At 64.5% G+C, this 18,611-nt stretch carries 15 protein-coding genes; 6 read left to right on the top strand and 9 right to left on the bottom strand.

Annotated features, from left to right (window positions below; all coding sequences use genetic code 11):
* The first annotated feature begins 9 nt into the window (after positions 1 to 9).
* From SO139_RS31125 to SO139_RS31115, 3 genes are read left to right on the top strand one after another with little or no spacing between them, the layout of a single operon-like run.
* Positions 10 to 903 carry an ABC transporter permease gene (locus SO139_RS31125; RefSeq protein WP_449377820.1) on the top strand — a complete coding sequence of 298 codons (894 nt, stop codon included), beginning with the start codon at positions 10 to 12 and terminating at the stop codon, positions 901 to 903.
* Positions 903 to 1,913: an ABC transporter ATP-binding protein gene (locus tag SO139_RS31120; RefSeq protein WP_449377821.1), complete on the top strand. Its 1,011-nt coding sequence runs from the start codon at positions 903 to 905 to the stop codon at positions 1,911 to 1,913. Before SO139_RS31125 ends, SO139_RS31120 begins: the two co-directional genes overlap by 1 nt.
* Positions 1,910 to 2,896: an ABC transporter ATP-binding protein gene (locus tag SO139_RS31115; RefSeq protein WP_449377822.1), complete on the top strand. Its 987-nt coding sequence runs from the start codon at positions 1,910 to 1,912 to the stop codon at positions 2,894 to 2,896. The genes SO139_RS31120 and SO139_RS31115 overlap by 4 nt, the downstream gene beginning before the upstream one ends.
* A gap of 88 nt (positions 2,897 to 2,984) precedes the next feature.
* Here SO139_RS31115 and SO139_RS31110 read toward each other — a convergent pair whose 3' ends face one another.
* From SO139_RS31110 to SO139_RS31080, 7 genes are all read right to left on the bottom strand, one after another.
* Positions 2,985 to 4,973 carry an acetyl/propionyl/methylcrotonyl-CoA carboxylase subunit alpha gene (locus SO139_RS31110; protein ID WP_449377823.1) on the bottom strand — a complete coding sequence of 663 codons (1,989 nt, stop codon included), beginning with the start codon at positions 4,971 to 4,973 and terminating at the stop codon, positions 2,985 to 2,987.
* Positions 4,970 to 6,586, bottom strand: coding sequence for an acyl-CoA carboxylase subunit beta (locus tag SO139_RS31105; protein ID WP_449377824.1), 1,617 nt, complete (start codon positions 6,584 to 6,586; stop codon positions 4,970 to 4,972). Before SO139_RS31105 ends, SO139_RS31110 begins: the two co-directional genes overlap by 4 nt.
* Before the next feature lie 113 nt (positions 6,587 to 6,699).
* Positions 6,700 to 7,566 carry a beta-keto acid cleavage family enzyme gene (locus SO139_RS31100; RefSeq protein ID WP_449377825.1) on the bottom strand — a complete coding sequence of 289 codons (867 nt, stop codon included), beginning with the start codon at positions 7,564 to 7,566 and terminating at the stop codon, positions 6,700 to 6,702.
* 199 nt (positions 7,567 to 7,765) lie between these two features.
* Positions 7,766 to 8,566 (bottom strand): helix-turn-helix domain-containing protein, encoded by an 801-nt coding sequence (locus tag SO139_RS31095; protein ID WP_449377826.1) that lies wholly within the window; start codon positions 8,564 to 8,566, stop codon positions 7,766 to 7,768.
* A gap of 186 nt (positions 8,567 to 8,752) precedes the next feature.
* Positions 8,753 to 9,409 carry a glutathione S-transferase family protein gene (locus SO139_RS31090; protein ID WP_449377827.1) on the bottom strand — a complete coding sequence of 219 codons (657 nt, stop codon included), beginning with the start codon at positions 9,407 to 9,409 and terminating at the stop codon, positions 8,753 to 8,755.
* An 83-nt stretch (positions 9,410 to 9,492) separates the two neighbouring features.
* On the bottom strand, positions 9,493 to 10,653 hold the full coding sequence (locus SO139_RS31085) for an acyl-CoA dehydrogenase family protein (protein WP_449377828.1): 1,161 nt from the start codon (positions 10,651 to 10,653) through the stop codon (positions 9,493 to 9,495).
* Between the two features lie 117 nt (positions 10,654 to 10,770).
* On the bottom strand, positions 10,771 to 11,907 hold the full coding sequence (locus SO139_RS31080) for an acyl-CoA dehydrogenase family protein (RefSeq protein WP_449377841.1): 1,137 nt from the start codon (positions 11,905 to 11,907) through the stop codon (positions 10,771 to 10,773).
* A gap of 268 nt (positions 11,908 to 12,175) precedes the next feature.
* On the opposite strand from SO139_RS31080, the gene SO139_RS31075 reads away from it, so the two are divergent.
* A complete protein-coding gene (locus tag SO139_RS31075; protein ID WP_449377829.1) occupies positions 12,176 to 13,729 on the top strand; it encodes an acyl-CoA synthetase in 1,554 nt (517 codons plus the stop codon).
* A 3-nt stretch (positions 13,730 to 13,732) separates the two neighbouring features.
* Here SO139_RS31075 and SO139_RS31070 read toward each other — a convergent pair whose 3' ends face one another.
* On the bottom strand, positions 13,733 to 14,674 hold the full coding sequence (locus SO139_RS31070; RefSeq protein WP_474798593.1) for a hypothetical protein: 942 nt from the start codon (positions 14,672 to 14,674) through the stop codon (positions 13,733 to 13,735).
* On the opposite strand from SO139_RS31070, the gene SO139_RS31065 reads away from it, so the two are divergent.
* Positions 14,654 to 15,214, top strand: coding sequence for a hypothetical protein (locus SO139_RS31065; protein ID WP_474798595.1), 561 nt, complete (start codon positions 14,654 to 14,656; stop codon positions 15,212 to 15,214). The genes SO139_RS31070 and SO139_RS31065 overlap by 21 nt on opposite strands.
* 48 nt (positions 15,215 to 15,262) lie before the next feature.
* Here SO139_RS31065 and SO139_RS31060 read toward each other — a convergent pair whose 3' ends face one another.
* The gene (locus SO139_RS31060) at positions 15,263 to 16,024 is read right to left on the bottom strand and encodes a helix-turn-helix domain-containing protein (RefSeq protein WP_449377832.1); all 762 of its coding nucleotides are present in this window, start codon (positions 16,022 to 16,024) and stop codon (positions 15,263 to 15,265) included.
* Positions 16,025 to 16,210: 186 nt separating this feature from the next.
* On the opposite strand from SO139_RS31060, the gene SO139_RS31055 reads away from it, so the two are divergent.
* Positions 16,211 to 18,475, top strand: coding sequence for a marine proteobacterial sortase target protein (locus SO139_RS31055; RefSeq protein ID WP_449377833.1), 2,265 nt, complete (start codon positions 16,211 to 16,213; stop codon positions 18,473 to 18,475).
* Positions 18,476 to 18,611 lie beyond the last annotated feature (136 nt).

Here is an 18,611-nt window from a genome sequence, read left to right as displayed (position 1 = left end):
GAGAATTGCTTGGCCGCGATCGACTATGATCTCGAACTGAAGCGCGCCGGTGCGGGCGCGACAGGCGGTTGGCGGCGCGTGCTGTTCCTGGCGCAGCGGCATGTGCTGGGCGCGGCCGGGCTGATCATCATGACGCTGTTCGTGTTCACGGCGATCTTCGCCAATTTCCTCGCCCGCTTCGATCCCCTCACCGTCGATGCCGCGCATGCGCTGGCACGCCCGAGCGCGCTGCACTGGATGGGCACGGATTCTTTCGGCCGCGACGTCTTCAGCCGCATCATCCACGGTGCGCGGATATCGCTCGCGGTTGGCATCGGCTCGACCGCGCTTGGCGCCTCCATCGGCGTGATCGTCGGCCTCACCTCGGGCTATCTCTCCGGCTGGGTCGATCTCGTGTTTCAGCGTGTCTCCGACATCCTTCAGGCGCTGCCGCTCCTGGTGCTGGCGCTGGTGATGACGGCCGCGCTTGGGCCGTCGCTGCCCAACGTCATCATCGCGATCGCCATTCCGCTGATCCCGACGGTGGCACGCGTGATCCGCGCCAACACGCTGGCCCTGCGCGAGCAGCCGTTCGTGGAAGCCGCCAAATCGATCGGCATGAGCGAGATGCGGATCGCGCTCCGCCACGTGCTGCCGAACACGTTGGCGCCGCTGATCGTGCTCGCCACGGCGCAGCTCGGCTCGACCATCCTCACCGAGGCCTCGCTCTCCTTCCTCGGCCTCGGCATTCCCGAGCCCTACCCGTCCTGGGGCCGCATGCTGTCGGAATCGGCTGCCGAATATGTCCGCACCGCACCGTGGCTGGTGATCTTCCCGGGGATCGCGATCAGCCTCGCCGTGTTCGGCACCAATCTGTTCGGTGACGCGCTGCGCGACATCCTGGATCCGAGGCAGCGGGGCTGATGAGCGACACCTCCGATCTCGTGCTCGATGTGAGGAACCTGAAAACGGTGTTCTTCACCAATTCCGGACTCTTCAAGGCCGTCGACGACGTCTCATTCCAGGTGCGGCGCGGCGAGACGCTGGCGATCGTCGGCGAATCCGGCTGCGGCAAGAGCGTCACCGCGCTCTCCTTGATGCGGCTCGTGCCCAACCCGCCCGGCCGCATCGTCGGCGGCTCAGTGACGCTCGAGGGCACTGACCTGCTCGCACTGGATGATGCGAAGATGCGCGCCATTCGCGGCAACCGCATTTCCATGATCTTCCAGGAGCCGATGACTTCGCTCAATCCGGTGATGCGGATCGGCGACCAGATCACGGAGGCCGTGCGGCTGCATCGCAGCATCTCGACCAGAGAGGCCCAAGACATCGCGGTCGAGATGCTGCGGCTGGTGCGCATTCCCGAGCCGGCCCGGCGCGCGAAGGAATATCCGCATCAGCTTTCCGGCGGCATGCGCCAGCGCGCGATGATCGCGATGGCGCTGGCCTGCCGGCCGGCGCTGTTGATCGCGGACGAGCCGACCACCGCGCTCGACGTCACGATCCAGGCGCAGATCCTCGCGCTGATCCTCGACCTTCAGAAGGAGCTCGGCACCGGCCTCGTGCTGATCACGCATGACCTCGGCGTCGTGGCGCAGACCGCGCAGCGCGTGATCGTAATGTATGCGGGGAAGAAGGTCGAGGAAGCGACGGTGGAAGCATTGTTCGCTGCACCAAAACATCCCTATACGCGCGGGTTGATGGCTTCGATCCCGGCGGTCCCGGCATCCGGCGTCGCGGCGCAGGCGCGGCTGAACGAGATTCCCGGGACCGTGCCGTCGCTGGTGCGGCTGCCGAAAGGCTGCGCCTTCGCGCCGCGTTGCAAGCTCGCCATCAAGCGCTGCGAGGCCGAATATCCGCCGCTTCAGGATTGGGGTGGCGGCCATCTCGCCGCCTGCTGGCGTGCGGCCGAGGTCGCGGAGGAGGTGGCATGAGCGAGACGTTGCTCGAGGTCACCGACCTCTTCAAGCACTATCCGGTGCGCGCCGGCGTGCTGCGCAAGCGGGTCGGCACCGTGCATGCAGTCGATGGCGTCAGCTTCTCGCTTCATACGGGCGAAACGCTCGGCCTCGTCGGCGAATCCGGCTGCGGCAAGTCGACAGTGGCGCGCAGCGTGCTGCGGCTGGTCGAGCCGACCTCGGGCCAGATTCGCCTCGACGGTGAGGATATCACGCATCTCTCCAAGACCGAGCTGCGGCCGCATCGCCGTTCGATGCAGATCGTGTTCCAGGACCCCTTTGCCTCGCTCAACCCGCGCATGACAGCGGGCGACATCGTCGGCGAGCCTCTCGCAGTGCATGGCCTCGCAAGCGGGAAAGCGCTGGAGACGCGCGTCGCAAAACTGTTCGAGCAGGTGGGCCTGCGGCCCGACCAGATGCGCAATTTCCCGCATCAATTCTCCGGCGGCCAGCGCCAGCGCATCTGCATTGCCCGCGCGCTCGCGCTTCAGCCACGGCTAATCGTCTGCGACGAGCCCGTCTCCGCGCTCGACGTCTCGATCCAGGCGCAGGTCATCAACCTCCTGATCGACCTGCAGCGCCAGCACGGCTTCTCCTATCTGTTCATCGCGCATGATCTGGCGGTGGTCGCTCACATCAGCCACCGTGTCGCCGTGATGTATCTCGGTCGCATCGTCGAGATCGCGGACAAGGATGAGCTGTTCAGAAATCCGCGCCATCCCTATACGCAGGCGCTGCTCGCCTCGGTCCCGATCGCCAATCCGCACGCGAAGCGGCTCACGCCGCTGGTCGACGGCGACGTGCCGAGCCCGGTCAATCCGCCATCGGGATGCGCCTTCCACACGCGCTGCCGCTTTGCGATGGCGCGATGCAACACGGAGCGACCGTCGCTGGTGGAGGCCAGCGAGGGGCACCAGGTGGCGTGCTTGCTCAATGAGGGAACGGGGCGAGGGCAATAGAATTGTAGGGTGGGTTAGCGAAGCGTAACCCACCTCTTTTGTTTCTACGTCGAGAGAAGTGGTGGGTTACGCCTCCGGCTAACCCACCCTACGATTGCGGTGTTTGCGGCTCGATCTCCACCACGACCTTCCCCGTCTTCACTTGCTCACCCTCGGCGATATCGATCGCCACGACCACGCCATCGATGCCGGCCTTGTGGACGTGCTCCATCTTCATCGCCTCCAGTATCATCACCGGCTGGCCGGCGAGGACGCGGTCGCCTGGCTTGACCAGCACTGCGACGACGCGGCCGTTCATGGCGGCGCGGACCTTGCCGTCGCCGCCATTCGCTGCGGCGGCTTTCGGCGCGGCGTGGGTAAGATCGGCGACCACGAGCGGGAAGCCGCGGTGCTGGAGCCAAAGCCGACCGCCATCGCGCAGGAATTTTGCGGTGTCCATGAGGCCGGCGTGATGGAAACGAATCGTCTCTGAATCTAGCTCATCGACCTCGAACCGATGCATTTGTCCATCAGTGGAGACCACGTAGCTGCCATCACGCTCGCGCGTGACTTCGAGCTCATGCGTGTGCCCCTCGATCTCGATCTTCACCGGCAGCGGAAACGTCGTCGCCAAGCTCCGCCCGCCGCGCCACGACGGGGCGTGCGGGTTGGTGACGTAAAGCAACAGGCCTGCGAGCGCAGCGCCGAACGCTCCGTCCTTGCGCGGCACCAGAAGCTCATCGCGATGCGCGCCGATGAACGCCGTCGTCGTCTCGCCCTTGGCAAAGCCGGAATGCCGCAGGCACGACATCAGGAACGCCTGGTTGGTGGCGACGCCGAAGGCGGTGAGCTGTTCCAGCCCGCAGATCAGGCGACCTCGCGCTTCCTCGCGCGTCGCGCCATGGCTAATGACCTTGGCGATCATGGAATCGTAGAACGGCGGAATCTCCGTTCCCGATTGCAGCGCGTGCTCGACGCGGATGCCGTCCGGCACCTGCCAGCGCGCGATGCGGCCGGACTGCGGCATGAAATCGTGTGCGGCGTCCTCCGAGCACAGCCGCACTTCGATGGCGTGGCCGGAGAACCTGATGTCCTGCTGCTTGACCGGCAGCGGCTCACCGCGGGCGACGCGCAGTTGCAGCTCGACGAGGTCCAGGCCGGTGATCGCCTCGGTCACGGGATGCTCAACCTGCAGGCGCGTGTTCATCTCCATGAAGTAGAACTCGCCGCTTTCGTCGAGCAGGAATTCCAGCGTGCCGGCGCCCTCATAACGCAGCGCCCTCACGGCTGCGACCGCGACCTCGCCCATTCTCGCACGCAACTCCGGCGTCACTGCCGGCGACGGCGCCTCCTCGATCAGCTTCTGGTGCCGTCGCTGCACGGAGCAATCGCGCTCGCCGAGATGAATGGCGTTGCCATAGGAGTCGCCGAATACCTGAATCTCGATGTGCCGCGGGTCCTGGATCGCGCGTTCGAGGATAACCGTGGGATCGCCGAACGCGGCCTTCGCTTCGGAGCGCGCGCTGCACAGCGCGTCGGGGAAGGCCGCGGCATCAGCCACCAGCCGCATGCCGCGACCGCCGCCGCCGGCGACCGCCTTGATCATCACGGGGAAGCCGATCTTCCCGGCTTCCGCGAGCATCACCTCGTCACTCTGGTCGGCGCCCTGATAGCCCGGCACGATAGGCACGCCGGCCTTCTTCATGATCTCCTTGGCGCCGGCCTTGTTACCCATCGCCTCGATTGCCTGGGTCGACGGGCCGATGAAGACGAGGCCGGCATCCTTGCAAGCCTTCGCAAACGCCTCGTTCTCGGCGAGGAAGCCATAGCCGGGGTGCACGGCATCCGCCCCGCTCGCTTTCGCAGCGGCAATGATGGCTGATATGTTGAGATAGGATTGCGCCGGCAAGGCTTCGCCGATCCGTACGGCCTGGTCAGCCTGCCGCACATGCAAGGCATCGCGATCCGCATCCGAATAGACCGCGACGACGCCAAGGCCGAGACGGCGCGCGCTGCGCATCACCCGCAGCGCGATCTCGCCGCGATTGGCGACCAACACCTTGAAGAACGGCCGGTGCTGCACTGATCCGTTCCTCATGGGCGGGCCACCGAGAATTGCATGCGCTGGGGCGTCCGAGCGTCGCCCTCGCGGCAGATCGCGAGCACTTCGGAGAGGACCGCGCGAGTGTCGCGCGGATCGATCACGCCATCATCGAGCACGCGGGCGCTGGTCGAAAACACATCCATCTGGCCGTCGAATACGCCGATGATCTCTGCCTTCATGGCCTCGAGCTTGTCCCTCTCGATCGGCTTGCCGCGGCGCGCGGCAGCAGCTTCCGTCACGATCGCCATGGTCTCGGCCGCCTGCTCGCCGCCCATCACGGCGGTCTTGGCATTGGGCCAGGAGAAACAGAAGCGCGGATGGAAGCCGCGGCCGCACATGCCGTAATTGCCGGCACCGAAGGAAGCGCCGCAATAGATGGTGATCTGCGGCACCGTCGCCGACGTCACCGCCTGGATCATTTTCGAGCCGTGCTTGATCATGCCGGCCTCTTCATAGGATTTTCCGACCATGTAGCCGGTGGTGTTGTTCAGATACAGCAACGGCGTGCGGGTCTGGCAGCAAGCCTGGATGAAGTGCGTCGCCTTGTTGGCTCCGGCCGGATCGAGCGGACCGTTGTTGGTGATGATGCCGATCGCCTGACCTTCGATGCGGGCATGGCCACAAATGGTGGCGGGGCCATAATTCGGCGCCATCTCGGTGAAGTCGGAATCGTCGACGATGCGCGCGATGACCTGCTTCATGTCGACGGGGCGCTTGTGATCCATCGGCATGATGCCAAGCAGCTCGTCCTGATCGTAGCGTGGCGGCTTGTAGTGCGCGCTCGCCCGGCCCGGCCGCTCCCATTCCAGCGCTGCCATGATTTCACGCGCGATGCGCAGGGCATCGCGGTCGTCCTCGGCGAGGTAGTCGCCGAGACCGGAGATCTGCGTATGCATCTCGGCGCCGCCGAGCTCCTCTTCGGTCGCGAACTCGCCGGTTGCGGCCTTGAGCAGCGGCGGTCCCGCGAGGAAGGCGCGGGTGCGGCCACGCACCATGACGATGTAGTCGGACAGACCCGTCTGATAGGCACCACCCGCGGTCGACGAACCATGCGTCACGGTGACAACGGGGAGGCCCGCCGCAGAGAGCCGCGCGAGGTTGCGAAAGATGTTGCCGCCGCGAACAAAGTCTTCGACGCGGTAGCGCAGGAGATTGGCGCCGGCGCTTTCGACGAGCTGCACATAGGGCAGCCTGTTCTCCAGCGCGAGCTCCTGCACGCGCAGCGTCTTGTCGAGGCCATAGGGTTGCAGCGCGCCGGCATCGATGCCGGCGTCGCTGGCGCTGACCATGCAGCGGATGCCGGAGACGAAGCCGATGCCTGCGATGACGCCGCCGCCGGGCACGCTCGTGTTGGCATCGCTCACGTCGAACATGTAGCCGGCCAGCGTGGAGAGCTCGATGAACGGCGCGCCGGGGTCGAGAACCAGCGCGACACGCTCGCGCGGCAGCAGCTGGCCGCGCTTGTGGAAGCGATCCTTTGCGGCGGCGGACGCCCCGCGCGTGCGCTCTTCCAGCGCACGCATCCGGTCGATTAGCGCCAGCATGCCGTCACGGTTGGCGTGGTAGGCGGCGTTGCCGGCGGAAATGGTGTTTTCGATGATGGACATAGCTCTATCCTACCCGTCATTGCGAGGAGCGAAGCGACGAAGCAATCCAGGCTGTTTCCGCGGATACATTGTGGATTGCTTCGCTTCGCTCGCAATGACGGTGGGGGTAATACCTACCGGTTCGTCCCAAAAATCTTCCGCGCCTCGGCCGGACTCGCGATCTCGCGGCCGGCGCGACGTGCACAAGCGGCCACCGCTTCGATCAATTGACCGTTCGACGTCACCTTCTTGCCGTCAGCGAGATAGAAGGTGTCTTCGAGGCCGGTCCTCAGGTGCCCGCCGAGATCGGCGCAGCGCTGATGCAGGGGCCAGATTTCTTCGCGGCCGATCGCCGTGACCTGCCAATGCGCCTCGGGACGCTTCAGCTTGAGCAGGATCGGCAGCAGCTCGGGATCAGCGGGCATGCCGGAGGCAACGCCCATGACGAAATTGTATTCGAGCGGCCCCTCGTACATGCCGACTTGGGTGTACATGCCGACGCAGCGGACGATGCCGACGTCGAAGCATTCGAACTCGGGGATGGTGCCGACCGCGTTCATGACGTCGAGATAGTCCTTCACCTTCTCGACTGCGTTGTCGAACATCATCGGCGGCCAGGCCCAGGTGTGATCGGCCTTCACCTTCAGATAGTTCAGCGAGCCGGCGTTGCAGGCGGCGATCTCCGGCTTCGTCTCGCGAATGCAATCGAGTGCGCCGCTGTAGTTCGGCCCCGACACGCCCGAGGTGTGATTGATGATCACGCCGGGGCAGGCTTCGCGGATCGCCTGCTGGATCTCCTTGCTGACGCCGACCTCCCAGGACGGCAAGTGCCCCTTGTTCGGCGCTTGCTGGCGCAGATGGATGTGCATGATGCTGGCGCCGGCGTCGAACGCAGCCCGGGCCTCGCGCGCCATCTCTTCGGGCGTCACCGGCACGTTGTGCTGCCGGGGGTCGGTGAGCACGCCGTTGAGCGCACATGTGATGACGGCCTTGTCGCTCATGCGTTGGGGTTCTCGCAGGTTGAGAATGCAACGCTGCGATCATGTGACGCGAAAGCTGCGGCTTCTTGCGCGGAGAAGCTAGGGATGGCTGCCGTAGCAGTAGCTGCGTAGGGTGGGTTAGCGAAGCGTAACCCACAGGCGCGTCCCGCGGATGCAGAAGTGGTGGGTTACGCCTTCGGCTAACCCACCCGAAGCGAGTCTAGCTTGCTTCCGCAAGCTTCGCCGTCTCGCCGCTGCGATAGATCGCAAGATCGCGCGAACCGACGAAGATGGCGCGCGGCTTCAGGCCATAGAAGCGGCGAATCGAATGGCTGAAATGAGTACTGTCGGGATACCCGATGTCCTGCGCGAGATGGGCGAGGTTGAGGTCCTGGTTGGCGAAATGAAGGAGATGCCGCGCGCGTTTCCAGGCGCGGAAGGAGCGGAAGGAAATGCCGGTCTCTTCCTTGAACAGATGCAGGAAGCGCGAAGCCGAGAGGCTGGCTTCCGCCGCACAGGTGTCCGCCGTCACCGGTTCGCCGGAGAAGCGCTCGATGCGCGCGATCGCCCGGATCACGCGCGGATCGAGCACACGGCGCGACAATGCCTCGCCAAAGCACATCTCGTCGAATTCGGCGGTGGTGACATCGCCATAGCGGCGCTGGCGCAGGAACGCATAAGCCGCGAGGATCTTTCGCGCGTAGGCTGCCTTGTCCGGTCCGGTCAGGCGCTCGGCCAGTGCCTCAATCACGCCGTCCGGCATGCTCTCGGGCTCGAGCGTCACGCTGATGACCGTGCGATAGTCGCTCGCGATGGTGTGCCGCTGGTTCGGCAGGGTCACGACGAGGATGTCGGTGGTGTGGACGTCGTCGATGGTCAGATGCAGGCTGCCCTTGATCGCGACATAGACGTGGCAGCAACCGGCGGTCCGCCGGCGCGGCCGGCCGAGTAACCCCGCATAGAACACGCGCTCCGGCGTGATCAGCATCAAATGGTCGGATTCGCGACCCTTATCTTCCATCGGCGGTCCTCCTCGCACAGCTCTTTTGGCCGCTGCGGACGTGGCCACCTTAGCGGAATTTTGCATGGTGTCACGACGGGATAGCGCTGTCACAAATAGTCGTCATTCCGGGGCGATGCGAAGCATCGAACCCGGAATCTCGAGATTCCGGGCTCGCCCTTCGGGCGCCCCGGAATGACGGTTCCCTCACGCCCTCAGCCTTGGCGCGACGTTCTGCTCGATTCCCGCCTTACGCTCCGCCGCTACTGCTCGCTTGAAACCCTCGCGCTGTTGCAGGCGCGCCCAGTAGGCTGCGACATTTGGACCGAAATCGCGCGAAAGCCCGATGCTTTCTGCAAGCCGCAGGGCGTAGCCAATCACGATATCGGCGGCGGTGAAGCGGCCGGCGCACAAGGCCTCGGCATTTGCGGTCGCTGCCTCCACCGCGCGCAGGCGACCCAGGAACCATTTTGCATAGTCGCCGGCGACCTGGGGATTGCGCCGCTCTTCCGGCTCGAGCTGGGCGTAGCGAAGTACCAGCGTCTGCGGGAAGGTTAGTGTCGCATCGCTGAAATACATCCAGTTCAGGAACGCGCCGAAATCGGGATCATTGGCATCGACCATCAGCGGAGTTGGCCCGTATCTGGTGCCGAGGTAGTGGCAGATACCGGAAGACTCCGTCATCCGTGTCTCGCCGTCGATCAAAAAAGGGATCGTGCCCAGTGGATTGATCGCCAAGTACTCCTTGGCGAAGACGCGCGGCGGGAACGGCAGCATCTTCAGCTCATACGGCAGACCCATTTCCTCCAGCATCCAGAGCGGGCGGAAGGAGCGCGCGGCGTCGCAGTGATAGAGCGTGATCATCGGGCGGTTCCCCTAGAGCATGATCCGGACCCGAAGGGCCGCGGCAGCGCAAAGTGTGCAGTGGTTTTCCGAAAAGATCATGCTCAGACTCTGATGCTATCGGGCAGCGTTCCCATCATCTTGCACAAGACCATCAGCATCACTTCATCGGCACCGCCGCCGATCGAGGTCAGGCGGCTATCGCGATAGGCGCGGCTGACCGGCGTCTCGTTGGTAAAGCCCATGCCGCCCCAATATTGCAGGCAGGCATCGGTGAGCTCGCGGCCGAGACGGCCGGCCTTGAGCTTGGCCATCGTCGCGAGCTTCGTCACGTCCTCACCCGCCACCAACGCCTCGCCGGCACGATAAACCAGCGCACGCAACAGCTCGACCTCGGTCTGCATCTCCGCAAGCTTGTAGTGCACGACCTGGTTGTCAAGAATGCTCCGGCCGAAGGCCTTGCGGTTGCGGGTATATTCGATGGTCTGGTCGATAATGTATTCGTGCGCCCTCAGGCAGGCGGCCGCACCCCACAGCCGCTCCTCCTGGAACTGGATCATCTGATAGGTAAAGCCCTTGCCCTCGTCGCCGATCCGGTTGCGCTTGGGCACGCGGACATTGTCGAAGAAGATCTGCGCGGTGTCGGAGGAACGCATGCCCATCTTGTCGAGCTTGCGTGCCACCGTGACGCCCTTGCTCTTCATGGGGACGCAGATCAGCGACTTGTTGCGGTGAACGGGCCCATCGCCGGTGTTGGCGAGCAGGCAGATCCAGTCGGCCTGCGTGCCGTTGGTGATCCACATCTTGCCGCCATTGATGACGTAGTCGTCGCCGTCGGAACGCGCATTGGTCTTGATCGAGGCGACGTCGGAGCCCGCGCCGGGCTCGGAGACGCCGATGCAGGCGACGAAATCGCCTGCGATCGAGGGCGCCAGGAACTCACGCCGCACCTCGTCGGAGCCGAAGCGGGCCAACGCAGGCGTCGCCATATCGGTCTGCACGCCGATCGCCATCGGCACCCCGCCGCAGGTGATGGACCCCAACTCCTCCGCCATCATCAGTGCATACGAGTAGTCGAGCCCCGAGCCGCCGAACTCGACCGGCTTGTTCAGCCCGAGGAAGCCAAGGCTGCCCATCTTCTTGAACAGCTCGTGCGCTGGGAAGACGTCCGCCTTCTCCCAGTCATCGACATGGGGGTTGATCTCGCCTGCGATGAATTTCTGCAGGGAGCGGCGGATGTCGTCGTGGTCGACAGTGAACAGCATTTCTTTCCCTTCGTCATTCCAGGGCGCGCGAAGCGCGAACCCGGAATCCAGAGATGAGTCCTACATATCGAGATTCCGGATTGGACGCTTCGCGTCGCCCCGGAATGACGGTGAAGATCACAACCCCATCTGCCGGCTAGCCAGATCCTTCATGATCTCCTCGGTACCACCGCCGATGGCGTTGACCTTGACCTCGCGGTAGATGCGCTCGGCCTTGATGCCGCGCATGAAGCCGGCGCCGCCAAAGATCTGCACAGCTTCCGAGGCGCAGAACGCCATCGTCTGCGTCGCCTGGTTCTTCATCATGCAGATTTCAGCGACCGGGCTCTCGCCCTGCTCGAGCCGCCAGGCCAGCATTTCCAGCATAGCCTGGCTGGCAGCAACCTTCTGCGCCATGTCGACGATCTTGTGACGGATCACCTGGTGCTGGGCCAGCGGCTTGCCGAAGGTCTTGCGCTCTTTGGCATACGCGACCGCCTCGTCGAGGCAGACGCGGGCAAAGGCCGTGCAGCCGGCCGCCATGCCCATGCGTTCGCTGTTGAAGTTTTGCATGATGATCTTGAAGCCCTGCCCTTCTTCGCCGATCAGGTTCTCGGCCGGCACGCGGCAGTCGTCGAAATGCAGCGTCGCGGTATCGGAGGCCCACCAGCCCATCTTCTTCAGCTTGGTGCGCGACAGGCCGGGCGTATCGCCATCAATCAGAAGCAGGCTGACGCCGCCGGCGCCCTCGCCGCCCGTGCGCACGGCAACGGTCAGATAGTCGGCGCGCATGCCCGAGGTGATGAACGTCTTCTCGCCGCTCACGACGTAATGATCGCCATCGCGCTGTGCCCTGGTGCGCAGGTTCGCAACGTCGGAGCCGCCGCTGGGCTCGGTGATCGCGAGCGCGGAGATCTTTTCGCCGGCGAGGATCTGCGGCAGCACCCTCGCCTTGATCTCGGCGCGGCCTGCGCGCGCGATCGGCGGTGAGCCGATGGTATGGCTCATCAGCGACGCACTGATACCGCCAGCACCGGCGCGCGCCAGCTCCTGGCTGGCCACGATCTTCATGAACTGATCGGCGGGGCTGCCGCCAAATTGTTCGGGGAACCCGAGCCCCAAAAGGCCGATCTCCGCAGCCTTGCGATACAACGCGCGCGGGAATTCGCCGGCCTCGTCCCATTCCTGGGCGTGAGGCTCGATCTCCTTTTCGACGAAGCGGCGCATCACGGCGCGGAAAGCGTCGTGCTCGGCGGTATAGAACGGGCTCGTCATCGCGTGGTCGCTTTCGCTGGCGGCGATTCTTGTTGCCACCATGGCCGGAACACCACCCGCCCACTTGCGTCGAGTGGCTGGCCGGGAGCATCCGACTTCCGTCGGGCCATGCTCCAGCAACTCAACGCAAGACAGTTTAGCCCCTCGCGGAGCAACTCCGAACCAAAAAAGAAACTTGCAAAAAACTCAGGCCAGCCCCTCGGGGCCGGCCTGGCATGTTGCAAGGCAATGAGAGGCAGACGGCGCAAGACCGCAAATGGAGGGACACTTGACCGTTCGCCATTACGACTGGATCGCTCATCACAGCCGCCGCGCGCCTGACAAGATCGCGGTCGTCGACCTGGCGAGCCGGCGTCGCTTCAGCTACGAACAATTCGACGCGCGGATCTCGCGCCTCGCCACGCATCTGCGCGACGGCCTGAACGTCACGCGCGGTGATCGCGTCACCGTGCTGGCTCAAAATACGACCGATACGCTCGAGGTGCAGTTCGCCTGCTTCCGGCTCGGCGCGGTCTTCGTGCCGCTGAATACACGCCTCACCGTTCCGGAATTGCAGTTCATCGTCACCGATTGCGCGCCGAAAGTGATGGTCCATGACGGCGATCTCGGCGAGACCGCGCTTGCGGTGACGAAGCTTTGCGGCGTTGGCACGACGCTGCTGCTTGGCCCTGGGGGCTCGTACGAAGCGGGCATCGCGGCGTCAAAGCCGCTCGACAGGATCGAGCAAGTGACGCTCGATGACATCTCGACCATCATGTACACCTCGGGCACCACGGGCCATCCCAAGGGTGCGACGATCACCCATGGCATGACGTTCTGGAATTGCGTCAACCTCGGCGGCCCCGCCGGCATCGGGCCGTCCACGGTGCTGCTCACCGTGCTGCCGCTGTTCCACACTGGCGGGCTCAATTGCTACACCAACCCTGCGCTGCATGCCGGCGGCACCGTGCTGATCATGCGCGCCTTCGATCCCGGCCTTGCGCTGCAACTGATCGGCGATCCCGCGCAGGGCATCAACGTGTTCTTCGGCGTGCCCGCGATCTACCAGTTCATGGCGCAGCATCCAGCCTTTACGACCACCGATCTGGGCCGGCTGGCGACCTGCGGCGTCGGCGGCGCGCCAATGCCGGTGCCGCTGCTGAAGGTCTGGGAGGCGCGCGGTGTCGCGCTTCAGCAGGGCTACGGCATGACCGAGACCTCGCCGGCGGTGCTGGTGCTTGACCGCGAGGATGCGGCGCGGAAAGCAGGCTCCGCCGGCAAGCCGGTGCTGCATACGGAGGTGCGGATCGTGCGGCCGGACGGCAGTGATGCCACTGTCGGCGAGCTTGGTGAGCTCTGGGTGAAAGGACCGAACATCACGCCCGGCTACTGGAACCGGCCGGAAGCCAACAGATCCTCCTTCACTGACGGCTGGCTGCACACGGGCGATGCCAGCCGCGTCGACGAGGAGGGCTTTTACTACATCGTCGACCGCTGGAAGGACATGTACATTTCCGGCGGCGAGAACGTCTATCCGGCCGAGGTCGAGAACGCCCTGCATCAGATCGCGGCCATCGCGGAAGCCGCCGTGATCGGCATTCCCGATGCACAATGGGGCGAGGTCGGCCTTGCCATCGTCGCGGTCAAGCCCGGACTAGCCTTGAGCGAAGCGGACATCTTCGCGCACTGCGCCGCCAATCTCGCGCGCTTCAAATGCCCGCGCCAGGTCCGCTTCGTCGACGCGCTCCCGCGCAACGCCACCGGCAAGATCCACAAGCCGACGCTGCGCAAGGAATTTTCGGCGGCTTCGGAAGCCGACAAAGCCACGCCCGCGACCGCCTGAGCCTCAGGCCTCGCGCGGCTGAACGTCATTAGTCACTTCGATTGCCACCACCGGCAAGCCGAGGCGGCGCGGATCGCCCGCGGCCGCAAAACGCGGGCAGGTCCACGCCAGCGTGGACTCGCCCGACGATGGCAGCTGAAGGCGCAGCTCGAAGCCGTCCTCCTGGATCGCGATCGATCGGTCGGCGATACGCGCGCCGTCGAGATAGAAGCGAAGCCCGATTCGGTCGAGCGGTCCGCGGACGTTGAGGCATTGAACACGGACGACATTGCGGCCGGGTCGTGCGCTGATCCGGACCGCGGCTTCGGGCTCACTCCAGCGGAAGGCGCGGCCCTGCCAGATCTCCGCCGCATTGAAGCCGGCCTGCGCAAGCACGGGATCGCCCAACCGCTGCAAGGGAGCGCCTTTGGCGTTGCGAACGCGGTGGATGCTTTCGAGACGCTGAAAATCGATCAGGGCCGCGATGTAACGCTTCATCCATCGCGCTACGCTCTCGCGCGAGCCGACACGCGTCAGAACGGTCAGGACGCAGCGGTCATAGGCAGCCGCGAACCGCGCCGCACTGCGCGAGTGGAGGTCGCCAAACAGCGCAGGTCCGATCCAGCGCCGGAATCCGCGCCATGTCTCGTGAGTTGGCTTCGACCAAGAACGGCCATCAAGCACCAGCGCGCCAAACGCTCTCCGCGCAAGCGCGGGATCGAAATTGTCCTGGCGGCTCCATTCGACGGGAATTTCCAGAAGCTCGCTGCCGGGTTCACGCCGTCCTTCGCTCAGGTAGCGAATCTCACCTTCCACGAAATCGCGCGTGAACATCTCGAGCTCATCGAGCCTGCCGATGTAATAGTGATGTACGCGGGCTTCTTCCAAATAGCCAATCGCGTGGCCGCGCGTATGATAGCTGGCAGCGAGGAGCCATTCGGCGAAATGGCCGAACTCGCTGCGCAAGCCTCCGCACTCCTCGTATGCATCACGTCGCGTCACAAAGCATTGGTCGAGCACCTTGAGCCAAGGATGCAACTTCATACCGAACTCGATGTCGGCCTGATACATCGCAGCTTCCGCTTCCGACAGAGAATTGTGGCAAATCGGAATCGATTTGCAGGAGAAGCCCGACCAGCCGGGTTGATCCTCGATAGTTCGGATGCAGAGTTCGAGGACGTCGGGCTCGGGCCAGCAATGCGATTCCGTGAAGAAGAGGAAGCGACCTCGGGCTTTCGTGGCGCCGAGCGCGCTCAGCTCGATATCATGATCGGATTCGGCATATTCGAGATGAGCCTGATCTCCAACGATACTCTTGAGCTCGGCACGGAGCAGCCGGTCGGGCGGTACGACAAAGATGATCTCGTACAAGGATCTATCGACGCTCTGCGCGTTCCAACCGGACCAGGATCGCTGCCACTGCCCGCGGTGATCATCGAGTGGAATGATGACGGAGAACAGCGGACGCTCGGCGTCGGGCTCGGCTTGCGAACTGGGCATGAATGACACGGGCAAATGAATTCAACAAAAAGCGACGCCGGAACGAAAGAGCCGCTAGACCGGAAGGAAAAGCGCGAACGATTCGTCCACCGTGCGGCGCAGATGGTCACGGTACAGCGCGTAATTGACGTTGTCGGGAGAAATCCGCCCCAAGGTCGGCGTCTTGACGTTTCGCGCCGGCACGAGGGCAATGGGTGCCGCGATCGGCGTCAGCTGGGAGCCCGGTCCGGCGCGCAACGTCGAGATGATGCCATACATCTCGCCGGCCACTGTCGGCCGCGACACCGTGATCACGCGATGCTGCCCGTGCCGGTTGATGACGAGATAGATGAAGCCGGACTGATGGGGAACGGCGACCTCGCCGGTATGCTCATAGGCAGCGTCCGTGCGCTCACCCTCGCGGAAGACCAGCGACGATACCTTCGGCTCCCAGGCGATCTCGGTGCGGTAGGCAAAGAGCGCATCCTTGTCGCCAAATGACGGCCGCAGCGTGATGTAGACGTCCTCGAGCCAGGTCACCGCGCGGTGCGAATAGGAGCCGAGACTGTCGGGCGCGACATCGTTGCCTGCGGCAGGCGCCGGCGGCGCGGCGTGATTTTTCCGCAAGGCGACCCCCAGGGCCTGCTCCAGCCGCACCGTGGTCGCCAGCGTGAACGGGCGCCGGCCGCCCAGCACCTTCTCCAGCGTCGACAGGCTGAGCTTGGCCTGCTCGGCCAGCGCCTGCCGGGAGATGCGCCGTTTGGCAAGCTCCTCGCGGATTTTCTCCGCGACCTCGCGGCTTTGCTCATCGGTAAGCTGCTTGTCCGGCGTATGCATCGTTATTCCTGCTCCAGACGGACATTCTAGCAGGCCGGACAAATCAGCACAAAACCGTACGGGGCCGTCTCCGCGGCGGCCGGCCCAGGTGGCCGGCGGCCGAACATTGCCGATCATTCTGCTCGCGAAATCAAGCCTCCGCGGCCGAAATAGAGGCCAGCCAAACGTGCTTCGGGAGCAGGTGAAATGAGCATTTATGACGAGACCGACAATGACGAGCACCCCATGCTGCGAAAGCTGATCAATCTGGGGCTGTTTCTGCTGGCGCAGGGCGTTGCCGTGATCCTGATCGCCTTCGTGGCCCTGCTCGTGAGCTTCGTGCCGAGCTGGTCGGCCACGTCAGAGCAGGCAAGCCTGCTGCAACCCGGCGAGGCCCGTTCGGGGACGCTGTTTCTGAAGGACGACGGTGCCACCACAGAGGCCATCCGTCTCGGCATCGACGTCGACATCACCGTCTCCGGCCCGACGCTGCGGGCCCGTGTCACGCAAGTGTTCAGGAATCCCTCCAAGGACTGGGTCGAGGCGACCTACGTCTATCCGATGGCCAACAACGGTGCCGTCGACACGCTGAAGATGGTGGTCGGCGACCGCGTCATCGTCGGCGACATCAAGGAGCGGCAACAGGCGCGCGTGATCTACGAGCAGGCGCGCCGCGACGGCCAGAAGGCCGCGCTCACCGAACAGGAACGGCCGAACATCTTTACCAACTCGGTTGCCAATATCGGCCCGGGCGAAACCGTGCTGGTGCAGATCGAATATCAGGAACCGGTGCACCAGTCCGGCAACGAATATTCGCTGCGCGTGCCGCTCGTGGTCGGGCCACGCTACAATCCGGCGCCGATCGTACAGAGCGTCGATTTCCAGTCCGATGGCTCCGGCTGGGGCGCGAGCAAGACCGACCCGGTTCCGGATCGTGATCGCATATCGCCGCCCGTGCTGGATCCCGCCAAGAATCTGCCGGTCAATCCGACCAGCATCACGGTTCACCTCCAGGGCGGCTTTGCGCTCGGCGAGGTCAAGAGCCATCACCATGCCGTCAAGATCGAGAGTCCCGACAATGCAACGCGGGTCGTTCGTCTCGCAGACGACACCGTGCCTGCGGATCGCGATTTCGAGCTGACCTGGAAGCCCGCTGCCGAGAAGGCGCCATCGGTCGGCCTGTTCCGCGAGCATGTCGGCGACGCCGACTACCTGCTCGCCTTCGTGACCCCGCCGTCGATCGAGCAAGCGACTCAAAAGCCCTTGCCGCGCGAAGTCGTGTTCGTGATCGACAATTCCGGCTCGATGGGCGGCACGTCGATCATCCAGGCCAAGGCGAGCCTGAACTACGCCCTCGCGCGCCTCCAGCCGAACGATCGCTTCAACGTCATCCGCTTCGACGACACCATGGACGTGCTGTTCACGACATCAGTGCCCGCCGACATCGAGCATGTGCGGCAGGCAACCGCTTTCGTGGACGCGCTTCAAGCCCGCGGCGGCACCGAGATGGTGCCGGCGATGCGCGCCGCGCTGACCGACAGTCTCGGCGACACCAGCATGGTCCGCCAGGTCGTGTTCCTGACCGACGGTGCAATCGGCAATGAGCAGCAATTGTTCGAAACGATCACGGCGATGCGCGGCCGCTCACGCATCTTCATGGTCGGCATCGGCTCTGCGCCCAACACTTATCTGATGACCCGCGCGTCCGAGCTCGGACGCGGCGCCTTCACCCATATCGGCTCGGTCGAGCAGGTCGAGGAACGCATGCGCGGCCTGTTCGCCAAGCTGGAAAATCCGGCCGTGACTGGCCTCTCCGCCAGGTTCTCGGACGCCTCGGCCGATATTACGCCGGCGATCATTCCCGACGTGTATCGCGACGAGCCGCTGGTGCTTGCGGCAAAGCTCGACAAGCTTGCTGGCTCGCTCGAGATCAAGGGCCGCGTCGGTGACCGGCCGTGGTCAGTGACGCTGCCTCTGCAGAACGCCGCCGAGGGCAAGGGTCTGTCAAAGCTCTGGGCCAATCGCAAGATCGGCGACGCCGAGGTGGCGCGGACGATGCGCCAGATGAGCCCCGAGGATGCCGACAAGGCCATTTTGCGGCTGGCGCTGCAGCACCAGATCGTCACCCGACTGACCAGCCTCGTCGCCGTCGACAAGACGCCGAGCCGCCCCGAAGGCCAGCCGCTGAGGCTCAGTGAGCTGCCGATCAACCTGCCGGCCGGCTGGGACTTCGAAAAGGTGTTCGGCGAACGACCGCAACTAGCGCCGACGCAGCTCCGCGAGCGTCATGCCGATGCGAGTACCAAGCCGACCGCGCGGCGTCCGACGCCTGCGGCAGCCGACACGGTCCGCCTGCCGAAGACGGCAACCTCGGCCGAGTTGAAGATGATCGCGGGACTGATCGTGCTGCTGCTCAGCCTGGTCCTGTTCGTGTTCAACCGGCGTCAGCCTTTGCTCACTGACGCCGGATGAAAGAGGAGGTCTCAGCCACCTCCTCTTCTTCAGCGCGCGCGGCTGCCCGTCACCCGCCCCAAACAGCCGCGCGCGCCTTTTGTCTCAACACCGTCATTGCGAGTTTGGGGCGCGCACGCGCCACACTCTCATCGTC

Source organism: Bradyrhizobium sp. UFLA05-89, from assembly GCF_059803475.1.
The sequence above is the reverse complement of the archived record's forward strand: the minus strand, read 5'-3'. Positions and strand labels throughout refer to the sequence as shown.